Here is an 18,414-nt window from a genome sequence, read left to right as displayed (position 1 = left end):
GTATGGTTCAGAAAATGCTGAACTGATTATTTGACCTGACTGATTCCCTTCCCGTCTTCGCTTGCCGACACTCCGTCCTTCCCATGGCCTTGTGCCAGGGACAGCGCCGGTGGTCGCTACCCGCTTCGGGCGAATCGCGGTGATGGTCTGCTACGATTTGGAGTTTCCCGAATGGGTGCGCCTGCCGGCGCTGTCCGGCGCACAACTGCTCTGCGCACCGGTGAACTGGCCGGCGGCACCGCGTCCCGAGGGCGAGCGGCCAGGCGCGGCTGGGCGAATGAAAAAGGGCGCGGGCCAGTATCGGCGCCGCGCCCTTTTGCCGGAGGAGAACCTTATTCCAGTTCGGCTGCGCTCTCTTCCTGGCGCTTCAACCCGGTATGACTGATGGCGTGCAGAGCGGTATTGAACTGTACGGTCTCGTTGAAACCCTTGACGATCTGCGCCAGCTTCTCGCGGGCGCTTTCCAGCTTCTTGAAGCGCTCGCCGAGTTCCAGGCTGCGCTGCTGGACGCTGGCTTCGCGCTTTTCCAGTTCGGCCTGGCGCAGGTTCTGCTGGCTGCGCAACTCTTCGAGGCGTTCCTGCTCGATCTGCAGTACTTCGGCTCGCCGCGCGCTGCTGCGCTCGCGGGCTTCGACGCTTTCCGCGAGTTGTTGCAGGGCCGCGCTGCGCTCGGCGAGGAGACGGTTGCTCTGCTCGGTTTCCCGCTCCAGCGCCTGGCGGTCGTCCTGCAGGCGCTTGTGCCACTGCCGGAGCTGCTTTTCCTTTTCCTGCAATTGCCGCTCCTTCTCGTGCAGTTGCGTCTGGAGCGACTCCAGCGACTCCTGCTGCTTGAGCGCTTCCTGCTTCTGCTGGCTCAGTTGCTGGGCCATGCCGGCGAGGTCGGCCAGGGTGCCCTGCACGTCCTGTAGCAGATGCTCGGTATCGTTGCCGATATCGAGCGCGGTATCCGTATCCACGTGGGCTTCATCCTCGGGTTGGCGAATGACGGCGGCGGCCTGGGTGGGCGCCTCTCTGGCGTTGGCCCCGCCCTCGGCGCCGGCCAGGCGTGCGGGCGGCACCCGGAGGCGCAGCGACAGGCTGGGGACCCTGGCCGATACCGGTTCCGGCGCGGGTGCGGCGAGGGGGGAGGGGCTCGGGGGCATGGAGGATTCCTCGGCGGCGTCTGGAGACGGAAGGTTGGCGCTGCCCGTGGCGTCGGCGGCGTGCAGCGCGGGGTGGAGCATCTGCGCCAGGTCGGCAAGCTCCTCGCGAAGATGACTGGCGTTGTCGACGAAGGCGCCGATGGCCTCGGCATCCGCTACCTTGGCGGACTGCTCCGCTTTCGCCGCGAACTCGGCTGGCGCCCCACCCTCGGGCGCTGCCGTTTCCGCATCCGGCCGCGGCTCGGGCTCGACGCATCCGGCCTCGGTGACGGTTTCGTCTTCCGCCGCCTCGGGCTCGTCGATGGGCTCCGCCGGCCCGTCCGTGGTCTCGTCCGCATCGTCTTCGGCGAGGACATCGGGAGCGGCGTCTTCGAAAAGGGCCTCCTGGACGAGCGGCGGGACTTCCGCGCAGGGTTCCTCGCCATCCAGGGCGGGGCCGTAGCCATGGGGGGACTCGAAGGTGACGAGCTTCATCACCCATTCGCGTTCGAGCACCAGGGAGCGGTGTTCTTCCCGCCGCGAGGGGGCGATGGCCGCGTCCTGCAGGTCGATGAGGTGGTAGGCCAGATCGCTGGTCCGGCGGTTGCCGGTGGTGGCTTCGCGGACCAGTTGGCGGAACACCTGGATGGCCGCCTCGCAGGCCTCGTCGGTGTCGAGACGGCCCAGGCGGAAGCCGTCGTCGGTCTTGAACAGGGAGGCGATGTAGACGCGCGAGTCGTTTTCGTCGACCTGTTCGTTGAGGCTGTAGGCGATGAAGTTGCGGTCGCTGGCGGGAATGGCGAAACCACACAACAAGGCCGCATTCAGTTCCGTCTGCTCGGCAGTTTCCACACTGATGGTTCGAAGAAGCATAAGCCCTGGAGATCCCGTTGGTGCTTGAAAGGTGTAACGGGCGAGGGTACCGGGAGCTATGGGCGAGGTAACTTGGACGAGTCCTATTGCCTTGTAAGAAAAATCTTGAAGATTTTACTGCGTGCCGTGCCCAGCGCACCGCGCAGGCTCGTCCGCTCGTACGGGGCCGGCGCGCTTCAGCGATCCGCCATCAGGACGACGATGGCCTCGGCGACGAAGTCGGCGTTGCGCTCCAGGGTCTGCAGGTGGTTCATGACGACATCGTAGGTTTCGCCGCCTTCATGGCGCTTCGCCCAGATCGCCAGCTCCTCCAGGGCCATGCCGAGGGCACTCTGGTTCTGGTTGAGACGGCAGAGCAGGGCGACAGTCAGGTCGTGATCCAGCATGGCGGTACTCCTGATCCTGAAAAACTCAGCGTAGCCCCCCTGGCGCTCCGCCGACACGGAAGCGGTTCACGAAAAGACGAAACGGTTCAGCCGCTGCCGACGGGGTGGCCTGCGTTCGTGGCCGGTGCCCACGGCGCAGCGCTTTCGATAGCCCCCCGGCAGCTTCGGACCGACCTGGCAAGGGGACCTATCCGAACGGCGAGGGTGGCCCGCGGTGGTGGCGCGCCGCATGGCCAGTTCCCCATGCCGCCTGGCTATACTGGCGGCGCGGGAACAAGACGCCGTCCATGAAGAGCGTCCCGGACCCGAACGTCGCGCTTCCTGTCATCTCCGCTACCTATCTTTCGTTCTTCTGCCGCGAAACGGCTTTCGGAAGCAGGCTGCCGGCGGTCGTTCGTCGCGCCGTCCCGGGGTTTCCCTGCCCGTGCCGATCCGACCCGTGTTGCCAGCGAGGGGTATGTACGCAATGTCCGTGACCGATGCCAGTTTCCCGATCATCAACTGGTCGAAGGCGATGCCTTCGTTGCGCCAGCTGATGTATTTCGCCTGTGTCGCCGAGTACGGCAGCATCGGCCAGGCCGCCGAGGTGCTGCACGTTTCGCAGCCGTCGCTGTCGCGGCAGATCCAGGCGCTCGAAGCGCACATCGGCGAGGCGCTGTTCGTCCGCGGTCCGGCCGGGGTGAGCCTGACCGAGGTGGGCAGGGTGGTGCATTGCCGCGCGGTGAAGATCATCGCCGAGGCCAAGGCGCTGACCCGCGACATCGGCGACGGCGACGACCGCCAGTTGCACATCGGTTTCAGCCGCTACCTCGATCCCGGCTGGTCCGGCGAGCTGGCCCGGCAACTGAAGGAAGCGCGGGTGTGCAGCGCCGTTTCGCCATCCTGGGCGCCATCGCTGGACCTGCTCAGCCTGGTCCGCGAGTCGTCCCTGGACGCGGCGATCATCGGCGCGCCGCCGAAGGTGGTGCGCGAATACGAGCTGATGGAGATCGGCAGCTACGAGCACGTCATCGCCCTGTCGGAAACCCTGCACCGGCGACTGGCGCCCGACTGGTCGCTGAACGACCTGATTGGCGAGCCGCTACTGGTACCGAAGGACTCGCTGTTTCCCGCCTACAGCCAGTTCATGAACGATGCGATGGATGCCGCTGCCTTCGCGCCCCGGCGCAGCGTGCGGCCGAACGACCTGAGCATTCTCCTGGCCCAGGTCGCCAGCGGCGACGGCTTCGCCTTCCTGCCGTTGTCGCTGACCAAGTTCGCCTATCCGGGGGTGGCCTTCACCGCTCTGCCGGCGGCGGTCAACGAAGGCTTCCGCCTGCCGGTGGGGCTGGCGGTGTCGCCGACTTCGCGGCTTCGCGCCAGCGACACCCAGTTCGAATGCTTCGTCGAGACCGCGCGGCGGGTCGCCGCCGGTTGAGGGACGCGGCCGGGAGCGCCGGCCGCGCGAGGGGCTTCAGAGGGTCTTCATGTACTCGACCAGGGCGCGGCGCTGCTGCTCGTTGAACTGCGCGTTGCCGTAGTCGTGGCCGCCATTGGCGTTGCCCGGCTTGCCGCTGTCGAAGAGGAAGCGGTTGGCGCCGCCGGCATCGGTGATGTAGCCGACGTTGACCGGGTCGAACTCGACGCTGCCGGTATAGAAGGTCCGCGGCCGCAGGTCCGGCGGCAGCAGCAGATCGTAGAGGGTCGCCACCGAGCCGTTGTGCAGGTAGGGCGGGCTGGCCCAGATACCGTTCAGCGGGCGCGCCTTGTAGGCCATCAGGTCGCTGGTCATCGCCAGGCACTGCTCCAGGCGCCGGGCCTTGTCGCTGCCGGCCGCGACGTTTTCGGCCAGGAGCAGGGCGCCTGGCGCGTCCGCGGCGGTCGCTTCGGCGCTGTCGGCGTCGGGGCTGTCCGGCACCGGACTGATCAGCGGCGGCAACTGCCCGTCGAAGATGCCCAGGGCGGCGGTCTGGAAGGCACCCAGGGCGACGCTCAGGCCGCGCGCGGCCAGGGCCTGGACCACCACTTCCTGGAGCACGTCCACCGCATAGGCCTGCTTGCCGTAGAAACCGCGCTGGCCGGTGCCGACGAAGGACAGGTAGGGCTTGCCGCGCACGTAGCCGGTCTTCAGCTGGGCGATGCTGTTGCAGGCGGTCCACGGGTCGGTACCGATCGGCGCGACCTCGCCGCGCGCCTGCAGGTGGGTGAGCACGGTCTTCACCGGGGTCCGCAGGTCGTTGCGGTCCAGCGGCGTGTGGCAACTGGAGCAATGTTGCCGGTACAGCTCGCGGCCCTCGGCGACCCTGGTCGGCTCCGGGGCGCCGAACAGCTGGTTCGGCCAGGCCGGCGGCTTCAGTTGGCCGAGCTGGTCTTCGATGCGGATCAGGTTGTCGACGTTGATGCTCGACGGGTAGCCGATGTGCAGCGCCGACTGGATCGGGCTGAGCACCTTGACGTCGGCGAATACCCCGACCGCCTCGCCGGCGTTGCGCGCCAGGGCGCCGACGTCGAACTTGCGGTTGTCGATGTCGACCACGTTGATGTGGTTCGGGTTGAAGCCGGTCCACTGCACGCGGTCCAGCTGCGGTACGTTCCACAGGAACGGATAGCTCACGGGGGCGTCCTCGGCGCCGTAGATCTGCTCGTCGGCGTGCAGTTCGTAGCCCACCGAGTTGAAGATCGAACCGATGGCGTCCAGGCGGCCCGGGCCGAACTCGGGATCGTGCGGCAGGTTGAAGTGCGAGCCGTCGCGCAGGCGCACGATGGTGGCGTCCAGGGCTGCCTGCAGGCGCGCCTTGTTGGCGTCGTTGTAGCCGCTGACCAGGCCGTCGGCGCCGAGCACCTTGCGGGCGAAGCGCTCGAACTTGGCGGTGTCGGCGCGGGTGCTCTGCAGGGCGCCGAGGATCTCCAGCTGGAAGCCGGCGAGGTCGCCCATGGTCTGCCCGCCGTAGACGGTCAACTGGGTGCCCTGGTAGCTGATGTGCGAGGTGTGGCACATGCTGCAGGTCGGTCCGACCCAGGGTTCCCTGGAGCCCTGCAGGGCTTTCCAGCGCAGCTTGGTGAAGGTCAGGTCGCTGTCGTCGCTGCGGTCGACCGCGTAGCCCTGCACCACCTTCACGCTGGAACCGCCGAGGGTGTGCGGGACATAGCCGTACTGGCGGATCAGCGCATCGGACATCAGCGGTTCTTCGCTGGCGCGCTGCTCCAGCGCCACCAGCCAGGCCAGCGGCAGCATCCGCGAGCCCTGGCCGGCTTCCAGCCAGGCGGTCTTCTGGGTCTGGTTCCAGCCCTGGTCGAGGTCGACGCCGCTGTCGTCGGCGAATGCCGGGGCACCGGCGAGGACGGAAAGGATGGCAAGGCTGAGTCGCGATAGGGTCATCGGGCGGTTCTCTCTATTGGGCATGTGGGCGGGGCCGGCTCACAGGGTCTTGAGGTATTCGAGCAGCGCCAGGCGCTGGCTTTCGTCGTACTCGCGGGCGAAGTCGTGGCCGGCGTTGGAGTTGCCTTCCAGATGGGTGTCGAAAAGGAAGGCGTTGTCCGGGCCGGGCGCGGTGAGGTAGCCGACCCGGCTCGGATCGAACTCGTGGCTGCCGGTGTAGAAGGTGGCCGGCCGTTGCTCCTGGGGCAGCAGCAGGTCGTACAGCGACGGCACCGAACCGTTGTGCAGGTAGGGTGCGGTGGCCCAGATGCCGTTCAGCGGGCGAGCGATGTAGCCGAGGAATGGATGCTCGGTATTCAGGCAGTAGTCCTTGCGCGCACTCTTGTCGGTGGGGACTTCGCCGGCGGTGACGCTCTGCGCCTGGCTGTCGGCAGGGGCGGCGCCGGCCAGCAGCAATTGTCCGGCGGGCACCGCTTGCAGGCTGTCGGAGCCGGGCAGGGTCTGCTGCCCGGTGACGATGGCGTGGATGATCTCGGCGATGCCGTCGGCCAGCTGGCCTTTCTTGCCGAGCATGATCTGGAACACCTCGGGGACCTGCATGTCGGCGATCTTCGAAGTCCGCCCGACGATGCCGACGCCGCTGGGGGTGCCGAGGGACGGTCGGAACAGGCCGAAGTAGTTGCCGCTGGGGCTGCTGAAGGTGAAGGTGTTGCAGGCCATCCACGGGTCGGTGCCGATCGGCGCGTCGTCGCCATGGGCCTTCAGGCGCACCTGGCGGACCTTGATCGGGGTTTGCAGGTCGTCGCGGCCGATGCTCGCATGGCAGGCCGCGCAGTTCTCCTCGTAGAGGCGCTTGCCCTGGACCAGCCTGGCGCTGTCCGGGGCGCCGAACAGCTGGCTCGGCCAGGCCGGCGCCTTGAGCTTGTGGATCAGGCCCTCGACACGGGTCAGGTTGTCCACGCGGATGCTCGATATATAGCCCTCCAGGCCGGACAGCGGATGGCTGACCACGTCGCCGTAGTCGCCCTGGACCACACCGATGTCGCCGGCCAGGTAGCCGAGGTCGAAGACCTGGCCGTTGAGATCGAGGACCTTGACGTTGGGCACGAATCCGCTGGATTGCAGCTTGTCCATCTGCAACGTGTGCCACAGTGCCGGGAAGCTGGTCGGCGCGTCGGTCGGGTTCGCTTGCAGATGGCGGGCGCCGGAGTTGATTGCCGCGCGGTTGAGTGACTGGCCGGTGGCGTCGAGGCGCCCCGGGCCGGGTTGCAGGTCGGTCGCGGACATGCTCAGCAGGGTGTCGATCAGCGCCGCGCGTTTGACCAGGGCGGCCTTCAGCAGCTCGCGGTTGGCCGGGCTGTCCTCGCTGCCGAGGACGTTGCCGGCGAAGCGCGCGAACTTGTCGCCGTCGTCGCTGGTGCGGCGCAGCGCGGCGAGCACTTCGTCGAAGATCGCCTGGACGTTGGCCAGGGTGGCGCCGGCGTCGACGGTCAGTTCGCTGCCGCGGTAACTGATGTCGGTGGAGTGGCAGCCGGCGCAATTCAGCCCGACCCAGGGTTCGCTGGACGACTGGCGGGCTTTCCAGCGCAGGCGGGTGTCGGAGAACTGGCTGTCGTCCTGCTGGTCGAGGGCGAAGCCGCGCGGCAGGCGCAGTTCGCCGCCTTGCCAGTTGCGCAGGGGAAAGCCGAGGCGCCGGGCGTTGTCTTCGGAGAACAGGCGTTCCTCGCTGTTCGGACGTTCCAGCGCCTGGGCCCAGGCCAGCGGCAGCAGCCGCGAACCGAGCGAGGCGTCGTACCAGGAGGCGCGCTGCTCGGCGTTCCAGCCTTGCTCGAGCTGGATTTCGGTGGCGACGGCAGGGTTGCCGGCGGCGGCCAGTGCGGCGGCCAGCAGGACCCGCGAAAAGGTCGGATGCATCGTGTTCCCCTCATGGCTGACGACGTCTGCGTCCCCACAGGGCAGAGCGATGCAGTGCGCTCGATGGCTGGGCGTGCCGCCACTTCGTCCCTGACGGGAGCGCGCCGGCCGCGGCGCGCCGCGGGCCGGAACGTCCGGTTGGGCACTACGCTACGGAGTCGCGGCGGCCGGCGGGTAATGCTTTTTGTGCGACGGAAAAGGTATGGGAAACGGAACCGCCCGGTCCGGAAAGGGCGCGCCGGTCGGGCTTCGCCGGGCGCGCCAGGTTCGCAGGGCGGAGAGCGCCTAGGGCGTTGCCCGTTCTATCGGACAATCCCTGCCGGGCTTGCGGACGAAGACCAGGTAGAGTGCGCTGAGCAGCGCGAGGAACGGCACGCCGAAGACCAGGGTCATGCGGAACGCCTCGGTGAAGAAGGTGGTGACCAGGATCGCCGCCATCAGCGCCAGGCCGAGCAATGTCGACCAGGGCGCCAGGCGCATGCGGAAGACCAGCGGCGCGCCGCCGTGGCGGGCGCGGTGGCGGCGGAAGCAGAGGTGGGTGAAGAAGATCATCAGCCAGGTGAAGAGGGCGCCGAACATCGACACCGCCATCATCAGGGTGAAGGACTGCTCGGGGTAGACCAGGTTGAGCAGGGTCGCCAGGGCGATACCGACGCTCGACAGCAGCAGCGCGTTCAGCGGCACGCCCTGGCGGCTCAGTTCGCCGAGGCCCTTCGGCGCGTGCCCCGCGCGCGACAGGCTGAACATCATCCGGGTGGTGATGTAGAGCTGGCTGTTCATCGCCGACAGCGCGGCCACCAGCACCACGAAGTTCATCACCCCGGTGGCGCCGGGCAGGCCAATCGCCTGCATCACCGTGACGAACGGGCTCTGGCTCTGCCCGGCCTGGTCCCAGGGGACGATGGCGAGCATCAGCGCCAGGGTCAGCAGGTAGAACACCACCAGGCGCACGATGGTCGAGCGGAACGCCGACTTCACCGCCTGTTCCGGATGCTCGGCCTCGGCGGCGGCGACCGCGATCATCTCCACGCTGAGATAGCTGAAGATCGACACCACCACGGCGATCCACATGCCTTTCAGGCCGTGCGGGAAGAAGCCGCCGTGGGCGCTGTAGTTGTGCACGCCGTAGGCCGGGTTGGCGGAGCCGAACACCAGGTAGGCGCCGAGCAGGATGAAGGCGACGATGGCGGCGATCTTCAGTGTCGAGAAGCAGTATTCGAAGTTGCCGAAGGCTTTCACGCTGCTGGCGTTCAGGCCGATCAGCAGGGTCGAGAAGGAGATGATCCAGACCCATTCCGGGATACCGGCGAACCAGTACTTCATGTACATGGCCACCGCCGTGACCTCGGTGCCCACCGCCAGGACGATGGCCGCCCAATAGGCGTAGCGCACCAGGAACCCGGCCAGCGGGCCGACGTAGTGCTCGGCGAAGGCGCCGAACGAGCCGGGGGTGGCATGGGCCACGGTCATTTCCGCCAGGCAGCCCATCAGCAGCAAGGTGATCAGCGCGCCGATGGCATAGCTGAGCAGGACGCTGGGGCCTGCGAAACCGATGGCGAAGGCGCTGCCCATGAACAGGCCGGTGCCGATGGCGCCGCCGATGGCGATCATGCTCATCTGCGCGGCCGAGAGCCGCCGTTGCAGGCCCTGTTCGCGGCGCGAGATGGCCTCGAAGCCCTGGGGGTCGTTCATCTGGATGTCCTCTGGAATCTTATTGGGGTTCTTATGAATTGCCGAGGGAACGTCGGTGGCGATGTGCGGGTGCCGGTCGCGGGCTCCTGTGCGCGAGAGCGGTGGGTGTTCGCGGGCCGCCCCGGGAATACCGGCGCGGCCCGCGCGAGCGGGGCTCAGGTCACCTTGTGCCGGACCTGGTAGCGCGGCTCTTTCCAGGCTTCGCTCTGGAGGATTTCCAGCAACGCCTGCACCGCATCCCAGACCTCGACGAAGCGGGTGTAAAGCGGGGTGAAGCCGAAGCGCAGGATGCCCGGCTCGCGGTAGTCGCCGATTACCCCCCGGTCGATCAGAGCCTGGACGATGGCGTAGCCCTGGGCATGCTCGAAGCTGACATGGCTGCCGCGCCGGGCATGCTCGCGCGGGGTCACCAGGGTCAGGCCGAAGCGTTCGCAACGGCTTTCCACCAATTCGATGAACAGATCGGCGAGGGCCAGCGACTTGTCGCGCAGGCGCTGCATGTCGGTCCGGGCGAAGATATCCAGGCCGCATTCGACCAGGGCCAGCGAGGTGATCGGCTGGGTGCCGCAGAGGAACCGGGTGATGCCTTCGCCGGGCTGGTAGCGCGGCTCCATGGCGAACTGGCGGGAATGACCGAACCAGCCGGACAGCGGTTGCCAGACACGCTCGCGCAGGCGCGGCGCGACCCACACGTAGGCCGGCGAGCCGGGGCCGCCGTTGAGGTACTTGTAGGTGCAGCCGATGGCGTAGTCGGCGTCGGCCGCGTGCAGGTCCAGCGGCAGCGCGCCGGCCGAGTGGGCCAGGTCCCAGATCGCCAGGGCGCCGTTTTCGTGGACCAGGCGGGTGACCTCGCGCATGTCGTGCAGGTAGCCGGTCTTGTAGTTGACATGGCTGAGCATCACCACCGCGGTATCCGCGTCGATCGCCGCCGGCAATTGCTCCGGGTCATCTACCAGGCGTAGCCGGTAGCCGCGCTGGAGCATGTCGGTAAGGCCCTCGGCGATGTACAGATCAGTGGGGAAGTTGCTCGATTCGGAAACGATCACCTTGCGCCCTGGCGCGTCTTCCTCCTGGATCCGCAGGGCGGCGCTGAGCACCTTGAACAGGTTGATCGATGTGGTGTCGGTGATCACCACTTCGCCGGCGCGCGCGCCGATCAGGGGCGCCAGCTTGTCGCCGAGGCGCTCCGGCAGGCCGCGCCAGTCGGCGCTGTTCCAGCTGCGGATGAGCCCCTCGCCCCATTCCGCGGCGACCACTTCGGCGGCGCGCTCCACGGCGGCCCGGGGGCGGGCGCCGAGGGAGTTGCCGTCGAGGTAGATCACGCCGTCGGGCAGGGCGAACAGTTGGCGCAGGTCGGCCAGGGGATCGCCGGCGTCGAGCGCCAGGCAGTCGTCACGAGTGGTCATCGGTTACTCCGCGGTAGGCAGGGCGCGCAGCACGGCACGCACCGGGCTGGCATCGAGGTGGGTGAATTTCAGCGGCAGGGCGAGTAGTTCGTAGTCGCCGGCGGGCACGTCGTCGAGGACCACGCCTTCGAGGATCGCCATGCCGTGGCGGCCCACCGCGTGGTGGGCGCCGAGGGTCTTGGAGTGCTGGGGGTCGAGCGACGGGGTGTCGATGCCGACCAGCCTGACGCCGCGCTCGGCGAGGCACTCGATGGTGGCCGGAGCGATAGCGCAGAAGCCTTCCGGCCAGTTCGCCGGGACCCGTTCGAAGGTCCGTAGCAGCACGCGCGAGGGCAGGTCGTCGAGCTGGCCGGCGAGGTGTTCGGGGGTCACCAGCGGGTTAGCGCCGATACAGTGGATCACCCGGCACGGTCCCATGTAGATGTCCAGCGGCACCTGGCCGATGGGCAGGCCGTCGGTGCGGTAGTGCAGGGGGCCGTCGACGTGGGCGCCGGTATGCGGCGAAAGGGTGATCCGGCCGACGTTGACCGGGCACTGCTCGTCCAGCCGCGCCGCCCATTCCTGCTGGAACGGCGTGTCGCCGGGCCAGGTCGGCGTGTTCGGGTCGAGGGCGGGACTGATGTCCCAGTAGCGGAGCGAAGTCATTGTTTTTCTCCGGAAGTCCAGCGAATGATAATGAACGAGATTTCGGAGAATTTTCGTGCGAAATGCAAGGTCGCATGGCAGTCTGTTCGCACAAAATTCGAAGATAGCTATTCATTCTGATAGGAATTGCACATGTCGCTGGACGCCATCGATCTGCGCATTCTCCGTCACCTGCAGCAGGACGGGCGGATGAGCAACCAGGACCTGGCGGAGAAGGTCTCCCTCTCGCCATCCGCCTGCCTGCGCCGGCTGCGCCTGCTGGAAAGCGAGGGGATCATCCGCGGCTACTCGGTGGAACTGGATGCCGAGCGACTGGGCGTGGAGCTGGAAGCCATCGTCCATGTGTCGCTGCGCCAGGACGTCGAGGGTTGGCACGAGGCGTTCATCGCCAGGGTCCGGGACTGGCCGGAGGTGGTCACCGCCTATGTGGTGACCGGCGCCACCAACTATGTGCTACGGGTCCGGGCGCGCAACCTCAAGCACTATTCGGACTTCATCGTGAACAAACTGAACCGCGCCGCCGGCGTCACCGATATCCGCTCGGAAATCGTCCTGCAGGAGATCAAGGCCGGTGCCGACCTGCTCGACCTGGTGAACCTGAAGAGTTGAACGGGGCGACCCCTCATAAAAGCATGAGTGCAATGAGCGGGAGGAATTTTCAGTCGTCGAGGGAAATAATTATTTTGTCTTTTTTCATGGGGTTACGAGTTATTAGCTAATGAATAAATAGTCTGCCGGAATTGATTTTCCCCGTGCTAGGTTTCCTCCGTCCCCGTTGCCGGGTTGTCAACGTTACACGGAGGTTAGGCGGTGAGTGAATATATCGAGACCGACGACGCAAGTTACTTCCGGGTCAGGCGCCAGGCCTATGTTTCCGCGGAACTGCACCGGCGCGAACTGCACGAGATATTCGACGACAGCTGGCTGTATGCCGCCCACCTCAGCGAACTGCGCGAGCCCGGCGACTTCATCACCCGCGACGTCGGCGGGCGCAACCTGATCATCCAGCGTCGCGCCGATGGCGAGCCGGCGGTCTACCTGAACGCCTGCGCGCACCGTGGGGCCAAGGTCTGCGCCGAGCGCCAGGGCAACAGCCAGCGTTTCACCTGTCCCTACCATGGCTGGACCTACGACAGCCACGGCAGCCTGATCGGCCTGCCGGACAAGGCCGCCTACCAGCATGCCGGGCAATGCCATCCGGAGCTGTCCCTGACACGGGTGAAACACGCGGTCTACCGCAACTTCCTGTTCATCCACTACGCCGCCCGGCAACCGTCCCTGGAAACCTACCTGGGCCAGGCGAAGGACTATATCGACCTGATCTGCGACCAGTCCGAGGCGGAACTGGAGATCATCCCCGGCGGCTTCGAGCATTCGATCAAGGCCAACTGGAAGCTGCTCGCGGAAAACGGCGTGGACGCCTACCACCTGCCGTTCGCCCACAAGCGCTACCTGGAATACCTGAATACCCTCGGCACCGATCCGGAGTCGCACAAGCGCCACGGTCGCGGCGAGGCGCTGGGCAACGGCCACGCGCTGATCATCAGCGGCCCGCCGTCCACCGGACGGCCGATCGCCTACTGGAGCCCGTTGTTCCCGGAAGCGCTCAAGCCGTCCATCGCCGCCAAGTTCGAACGCCTGGTGGAACGCTTCGGGCAGGCGCGGGCAGAGGACATCGCCCACACCAACAAAAGCCTGTTCATCTTTCCCAACCTGGTGATCAACGACATCCTCGGCCTGAACATCCGCTCGTTCTTCCCGACTGCCGCCGATGAGGTCAGCGTCACCGTATGGGGCGCCGGCTTCGCCGATGAGACCCGCGAGGAGCGGGCGGCGCGGATCAATGGGTTGATCTCGTTCATCGGCCCGGGCGGTTTCGGCACCCCCGACGACGTCGAGATCCTCGAATCCTGTCAGCGCGCCTACGCCCACGCCGCCCTCGGCTACAGCGATTTTTCCCGCGGCATGGGACCGGCAACCCGCCGCCACGTCGACGAGGAGCAGAACCGCGGCTTCTGGCGCGAGTGGAGCCGCCGGCTCGGGCAGCAGCCCGCCGCCCTGCGGCGTCTCGCCGTGGCCGTCTGAGCCGTCTTCAACCATCGCTCCCTGCAGATCCCTGCGCGCCGCCCTGGCTACGCGGGGAATAAAGGGTCACTGCAAGGAACGTCATCCATGTGTGGAATCACCGGCTGGACCGACTGGAGCCGCGACCTCGGCGAGCAGCGCAGCATCCTCGAACGCATGACCCGTACCCTGGCCCCGCGCGGGCCGGACGCCGAAGGCCTGTGGCTGTCGCGGCACGCGCTGCTCGGCCATCGGCGCCTGGCGATCATCGACCTGGAGAACGGCGCTCAACCGATGCTTGCCGAGGCTGGCGGGCGGGTGGCGCTGACCTACAGCGGCGAGGTCTACAACTTCCGCGAGCTGCGCGCCGAGCTGGAGACGCTGGGCCAGGTCTTCCGCACCCGCTCGGACACCGAAGTGGTGCTGCGCGCCTATCTGCAATGGGGCGAGGCTTCCTTCGCCCGGCTCCGCGGCATCTACGGCTTCGCCCTGTGGGACGAGCGCGAGCAGAGCCTGTGGCTGGTGCGCGATCGCTTCGGGGTCAAGCCGCTGTACTACTACCCGACCGCCGGAGGCGTGCTGTTCGCCTCGGAACCCAAGGCGATCTTCGCCAACCCCGAGGCCAACCCGGTGCTCGACGCCAGCGGCATCGCCGAGCTGTTCGCCCTGACCACCGCGCCGACTCCCGGCCACGGCCTGTACAAGGGCCTGCGCCAGGTCCGGCCGGGCCAGGCGCTGCGCTTCGACCGCAATGGTGTGCGCGAGTTGGTCTACTGGGCGCTGCGCGCGGAACGTCACGAAGAGGGCGCCGAGGACAGCGCCGAACGCGCCGGCCAGTTGCTCCGCGAGGCGGTGGCCGAGCAACTGGTGGCCGACGTCCCGCTGGGCAGCCTGCTTTCCGGCGGGCTCGACTCCAGCGCCATCAGTGCCTTCGCGGTGGCCGCGCTGGATGGCGACGCGCGGCGCCTGCCGACCTTCTCCGTGGACTTCCCCGGCGAAGGCCGCGGCTTCGTCCCGACGCCCTGGCAAAGCAGCTGGGACGAACCCTATGCGCAGCTGGCGGCGAACTTCCTCGGTACGCCGCACCGTACCGTGCTGGTCGCCCCGGAAGAGGTGCTGGAACAGGACGAGGCGGTGCTCCAGGCCCGCGACCTGCCCGGCTGGGGCGAGCTGGACGCCTCGCTCTACCTGCTGTTCCGCCAGGTCCGCGAGCACACCACGGTGGCACTGTCGGGCGAGTCGGCCGACGAGGTGTTCGGCGGCTACCCGTTCTTCCACGACCCGAGCGCCCTCGCACACGACGGCTTCCCCTGGCTGGCCGGCAAGAGCGGGCCCTGGCAACTGCTGCGGCGGGAGGTCGCCGAACGGGTGGCGGCGCCGGAATACATCCGGGCGCGCTACCGCGAGGCCCTCGCCGAAGTGCCGCGGCTGGATGGCGAGGATGCCGCCCAGCGACGCCAGCGCGAGGTCGCCTACCTGGCGCTGAGCCGCTGGCTGCCGGCGATGCTCGAACGCAAGGACCGGATGAGCATGGCGGTCGGCCTGGAAGTGCGCGTGCCGTTCTGCGACCACCGCCTGGTGGAGTACGTATGGAACCTGCCCTGGGCGCTGAAGAGCGTCGCCGGGGAAAGCAAGAGCCTGCTGCGCCGGGCCCTGCGCGGGCACCTGCCGCAGGCGATCCTGGAGCGGCGCAAGAGCGGTTTCCCGGCCAACCCCGACCCACGTTACCTGGCGCTGCTGCGCGAGCGGGTCGGCCGCCTGCTCGACGACGGCCGCTCGCCGCTGTTCGAACTGGTGGACGCCGGGCGGGTCCGCCAGGCTCTCGAACAGGGCACGCCGCTGCCCAGCCCGCGTGCCTCGGCGAGCCCGACCGCCGGCCTGGCCTACCTGCTGAACCTGGACCGCTGGCTGACCCGCCATGGGGTCGACATCAGCCTCTGAGCGGCACTTTCTTAGCGGAGGATACTCATGAGCCTTGCCTTGTCCCGTCCCGACAGCGACCTGCTGGCGCGGGTCAGCGATTTCCTCGTCGCCGAAGCCGAGCTGCTCGACGACCGCCTGCTGGATACCTGGTTCGCGCTGTTCGAGCGCGCCGCACGCTACCGGGTGCTGCCCTTGCAGGAGCAACTGGCCGGCCAGGCGCCGGAGGACAGCCTGTACATCATCGACGACGACCACGTGCGCCTGCGCGAGCGGGTCGACAGCATCCTCGGCGGGCATACCTGGATGGAGCAGCCGCGCTCGCGCACCCGCCGCCTGGTGGGCAACGTGCGGCTGAAGCGGGTCGAGGGCGAACTGGTCAGCAGCCGCAGCAACTTCGTCGTCCATCAGTTCCGCAACCGCGAGGCCTGGAGCTTCGTCGGCGAAGCCAGTCATGTCCTGCGCGACGGCCCCGAGGGCTTGCGCATCGTCTCGCGGGAGATCCGCCTGGACCACGAGACCATCAGCGCCCAGCGGCGCATCAGCATCATCCTGTGAGGCGCCGCCCATGAATACCGATCCGTTGCTGCCCGGCTTCGACTACCTGACCCTGCACACCTTCGCCGCGCGCCTCCGCGTCGCCGTGAAGGGCAGCGGCCCGCCGCTGCTGCTGTTGCATGGCTATCCGCAGACCCACCTGGCCTGGCATCGCATCGCTCCGCGCCTGGCCGAGGACTACAGCGTGGTCCTCGCCGACCTGCGCGGCTATGGCGAATCGCGGGCGCTGGACGAGGAGGGCGCCGACTATTCCAAGGCCGCGCTGGCCCGCGACCAACTGGAAACGATGGGCCAGCTAGGCTTCGAACGCTTCGCGGTGATCGGCCACGACCGCGGCGCGCGGGTCGGCTATCGCCTGGCGCTGGACCATCCGCAAGCGGTCGCGGCCTTCGTCTCGCTGACCGTGGTGCCGATCCTCGACAACTGGGCCGCGGTGAACAAGGCCTTCGCCCTCAACGCCTACCACTGGTTCCTCCTCGCCCAGCCGTACGACCTGCCGGAGCGCCTGATCGGCGCCGATCCGGAGCACTTCCTCGACTACACCCTGCGACGCATGGCCCAGGGCCGCGACATCTACCACCCGCAGGCGCTGGAAAGTTACCGCCGGGCGTTCCGCGACCCCGCCGTGCGCCATGCGATGTGCGAGGACTACCGGGCCGCGGTGGGCGTCGATGCCGACGCCGACCAGGCCGATCGCGACGCCGGCCGGCGCCTGCAATGCCCGGTCCAGGTGCTCTGGCAGGAGCGCCCCTACGCCGCCGGGCAGCATCCGCTGGAAATCTGGAAGACCTGGGCCGGGCAGGTCGAGGGCGCCGCCATCGGCGCCAGCCACATGCTTCCCGAGGACGCGCCGGACGCCGTGCTGGAGCACCTGCTGGGGTTTCTCGCCAGCCACCGGGAGGCGCTCCGATGAGCGCCGTCGAACGCGATCCGGCGGCGCAGGCGACGCTCTGGCGACAGCGGGTGTTCGAGGTGCACGCGGCGATGTCCGCCTACGTCGCCGAGCGCCATCGGCGTGAAGACCTGGGGGACTGGGTGGCGACCAGCGCGCGGATATTCGCCGATCTGCCGGCGACCGACGACCTGCGCGCCGAAGCCTGGCAGGCGGTGTTCTTCCGCGCCCAGGCGCTGATCGAACAGTTCATCGTCGCGCGCCCGGCGGATTACCGGCTCGACGACTGGGCGCGCGCCACCGCGCGGATCTATCGCGCGCTGGAACCGGCGGGGCGGGGCGATCCGGCCAGCGCCGCCGGCCGTCTGGCACGCCAGGCCGCGCTCTACGGTTCGCGTTTCGAGGTGCAGGCCGAGGCTGACGGGCGCGCGGTATTCCACAACCGTCACTGCGCGATCTGGGACTACCGCGAGCGCGCCCGCGCCCGAGGCGTGCCGATCACCCTGGAGTCGGTCTGCACCTATTGCACCAAGCTGCTGTCGGCGTTCGTCGCCGCCAGCGATTGCCGCGCCGACTGGCGGCTCTACGAAGAGCCGCAAGGCCACGGCTGCGTATGGACCATCACGGCGGACAGCCTCAACCAAGGAGCAGGCGTACATGAACGCGATCATTGAACAGGCGCGCAGCCTGGACGGCTACCAGGATTCCAGCGAACTGCTGCAACGTCGCGACCAGGACTGGGTGCTCGACCGCGCCGGCATCGAGCCGCGCAGCCTGCTCGATCTCGGCTGCGGCATCGGCTCGCTGCTGCTCGGCGGCGCCCGGCGCTGGCCCGGCCTGCAACGGTTGTGGGGCATCGAACGTTCGCCGCTGCGCCTGGAGCAGGCGCGCGCGCAGTTGCGCGGGGCTGGCGTCGAGGCGCGTCTGCTGGAGGGCGACCTGCTCGACCTGCCGCCGCTGGCGGAACGCTTCGAGCTGATCAGCATGACCGCCGTGCTGCACTGGCTGTATCCCGATGAAGAGCGGCTGTTCCGGTGGGTCGCGCGGCACCTCGAGGCGCAGGGGGTATTCCTGTTCACCTCGCACCATCCGTTCGCCGAGGATGGCCTCGGCGGCGAGGACGACCTGGTCGCCCAGGCCCTGGTCGAGATGGGCCTGGCTGCGCCGGAACGGGTGGCGGCGCTCTACGCGGAAGCCGGGCTGCTGCCGATGGGAACCCGCACCCGTGGCCGGGAGGCGTTGCGCGAACGCGTCGAACGACACTTCCGGGTCGACTCCATCGTCTCCCGCCCGGCGGTCCTGCGTGTCGCCGACTCCGCCGAATACCAGCGTTTCCACGCCGCCACCTTCGGCACCTATTTCGCACCGCTGGTGCCGGCGACGCGCCTGGAGGAATTCTTCGTCCGCCTCGGGCGGATCGCCGAGCGGCGCATGCAGGCCGACGGACAGGTCAGCGAAATCCCGGTCAGTGTCTGGCGCTGCCGGGCTCGGGAGGGCGAGGCATAACCTTATGCGCAATCGGTCTGCCGCGCGGCTGAAAATCGGTACGGGCAATTGCACTCGGTGGCATCCGCAACCGATCAAG

Annotated in this window: 15 protein-coding genes and 1 pseudogene; 9 read left to right on the top strand and 7 right to left on the bottom strand. The window is 68.0% G+C overall.

The features are described 5' to 3' along the window. Positions 1 to 106: 106 nt before the first annotated feature. Positions 107 to 304, top strand: a pseudogene (locus tag LE197_RS10840) (nitrilase-related carbon-nitrogen hydrolase); the annotation flags it as partial. A 28-nt stretch (positions 305 to 332) separates the two neighbouring features. On the opposite strand, the gene LE197_RS10835 reads toward LE197_RS10840, so the two are convergent. Together LE197_RS10835 and LE197_RS10830 are read right to left on the bottom strand one after the other, a co-directional pair. Further along, entirely contained in the window at positions 333 to 1,994 is a 1,662-nt protein-coding gene (locus LE197_RS10835) for a hypothetical protein (protein WP_012614217.1), read from the bottom strand. A 176-nt stretch (positions 1,995 to 2,170) separates the two neighbouring features. Then, the gene (locus LE197_RS10830; RefSeq protein ID WP_003088759.1) at positions 2,171 to 2,380 is read right to left on the bottom strand and encodes a hypothetical protein; all 210 of its coding nucleotides are present in this window, start codon (positions 2,378 to 2,380) and stop codon (positions 2,171 to 2,173) included. A 514-nt stretch (positions 2,381 to 2,894) separates the two neighbouring features. Here LE197_RS10830 and LE197_RS10825 point away from each other — a divergent pair. Beyond that, positions 2,895 to 3,797: a LysR family transcriptional regulator gene (locus LE197_RS10825; RefSeq protein ID WP_003121680.1), complete on the top strand. Its 903-nt coding sequence runs from the start codon at positions 2,895 to 2,897 to the stop codon at positions 3,795 to 3,797. 36 nt (positions 3,798 to 3,833) lie between these two features. Here LE197_RS10825 and LE197_RS10820 read toward each other — a convergent pair whose 3' ends face one another. From LE197_RS10820 to kynB, 5 genes are all read right to left on the bottom strand, one after another. Then, positions 3,834 to 5,738, bottom strand: a complete 1,905-nt coding sequence (locus tag LE197_RS10820; protein ID WP_023109160.1) for a 10S-dioxygenase — start codon at positions 5,736 to 5,738, stop codon at positions 3,834 to 3,836. 39 nt (positions 5,739 to 5,777) lie between these two features. Next, positions 5,778 to 7,652 (bottom strand): (7S,10S)-hydroperoxide diol synthase, encoded by a 1,875-nt coding sequence (locus LE197_RS10815; RefSeq protein ID WP_023109159.1) that lies wholly within the window; start codon positions 7,650 to 7,652, stop codon positions 5,778 to 5,780. A gap of 285 nt (positions 7,653 to 7,937) precedes the next feature. Next, a complete protein-coding gene (locus LE197_RS10810) occupies positions 7,938 to 9,344 on the bottom strand; it encodes an amino acid permease (RefSeq protein ID WP_023109158.1) in 1,407 nt (468 codons plus the stop codon). A gap of 155 nt (positions 9,345 to 9,499) precedes the next feature. Further along, positions 9,500 to 10,750, bottom strand: a complete 1,251-nt coding sequence (gene kynU, locus LE197_RS10805) for a kynureninase (protein ID WP_003114854.1) — start codon at positions 10,748 to 10,750, stop codon at positions 9,500 to 9,502. A gap of 3 nt (positions 10,751 to 10,753) precedes the next feature. After that, a complete protein-coding gene (kynB, locus tag LE197_RS10800; RefSeq protein WP_023109157.1) occupies positions 10,754 to 11,395 on the bottom strand; it encodes a kynurenine formamidase KynB in 642 nt (213 codons plus the stop codon). Positions 11,396 to 11,527: 132 nt separating this feature from the next. On the opposite strand from kynB, the gene kynR reads away from it, so the two are divergent. The 7 genes from kynR (at position 11,528) to LE197_RS10765 (ending at position 18,335) form a co-directional block, all read left to right on the top strand. Further along, positions 11,528 to 12,004 carry a kynurenine pathway transcriptional regulator KynR gene (gene kynR, locus LE197_RS10795; RefSeq protein ID WP_003088777.1) on the top strand — a complete coding sequence of 159 codons (477 nt, stop codon included), beginning with the start codon at positions 11,528 to 11,530 and terminating at the stop codon, positions 12,002 to 12,004. 201 nt (positions 12,005 to 12,205) lie between these two features. Continuing rightward, complete coding sequence (locus LE197_RS10790; RefSeq protein ID WP_003142518.1) at positions 12,206 to 13,480, top strand: aromatic ring-hydroxylating oxygenase subunit alpha; 1,275 nt, start codon at positions 12,206 to 12,208, stop codon at positions 13,478 to 13,480. An 87-nt stretch (positions 13,481 to 13,567) separates the two neighbouring features. Next, positions 13,568 to 15,400: an asparagine synthase (glutamine-hydrolyzing) gene (gene asnB / locus LE197_RS10785; RefSeq protein ID WP_003105325.1), complete on the top strand. Its 1,833-nt coding sequence runs from the start codon at positions 13,568 to 13,570 to the stop codon at positions 15,398 to 15,400. A 27-nt stretch (positions 15,401 to 15,427) separates the two neighbouring features. Then, a complete protein-coding gene (locus LE197_RS10780; protein WP_003160185.1) occupies positions 15,428 to 15,937 on the top strand; it encodes an aromatic-ring-hydroxylating dioxygenase subunit beta in 510 nt (169 codons plus the stop codon). Between the two features lie 10 nt (positions 15,938 to 15,947). Next, entirely contained in the window at positions 15,948 to 16,850 is a 903-nt protein-coding gene (locus tag LE197_RS10775) for an alpha/beta fold hydrolase (RefSeq protein ID WP_023109155.1), read from the top strand. Then, positions 16,847 to 17,503, top strand: a complete 657-nt coding sequence (locus LE197_RS10770) for a hypothetical protein (protein WP_226034027.1) — start codon at positions 16,847 to 16,849, stop codon at positions 17,501 to 17,503. The genes LE197_RS10775 and LE197_RS10770 overlap by 4 nt, the downstream gene beginning before the upstream one ends. After that, entirely contained in the window at positions 17,487 to 18,335 is an 849-nt protein-coding gene (locus LE197_RS10765) for a class I SAM-dependent methyltransferase (protein WP_003105335.1), read from the top strand. The genes LE197_RS10770 and LE197_RS10765 overlap by 17 nt, the downstream gene beginning before the upstream one ends. Positions 18,336 to 18,414 lie beyond the last annotated feature (79 nt).

It is taken from the genome of Pseudomonas sp. PS1(2021) (assembly GCF_020405165.1).
GTDB classification, from domain to species: domain Bacteria; phylum Pseudomonadota; class Gammaproteobacteria; order Pseudomonadales; family Pseudomonadaceae; genus Pseudomonas; species Pseudomonas aeruginosa.
Note: the sequence above shows the minus strand (reverse complement) of the source record. Positions and strands in the feature narration are given on the sequence as shown.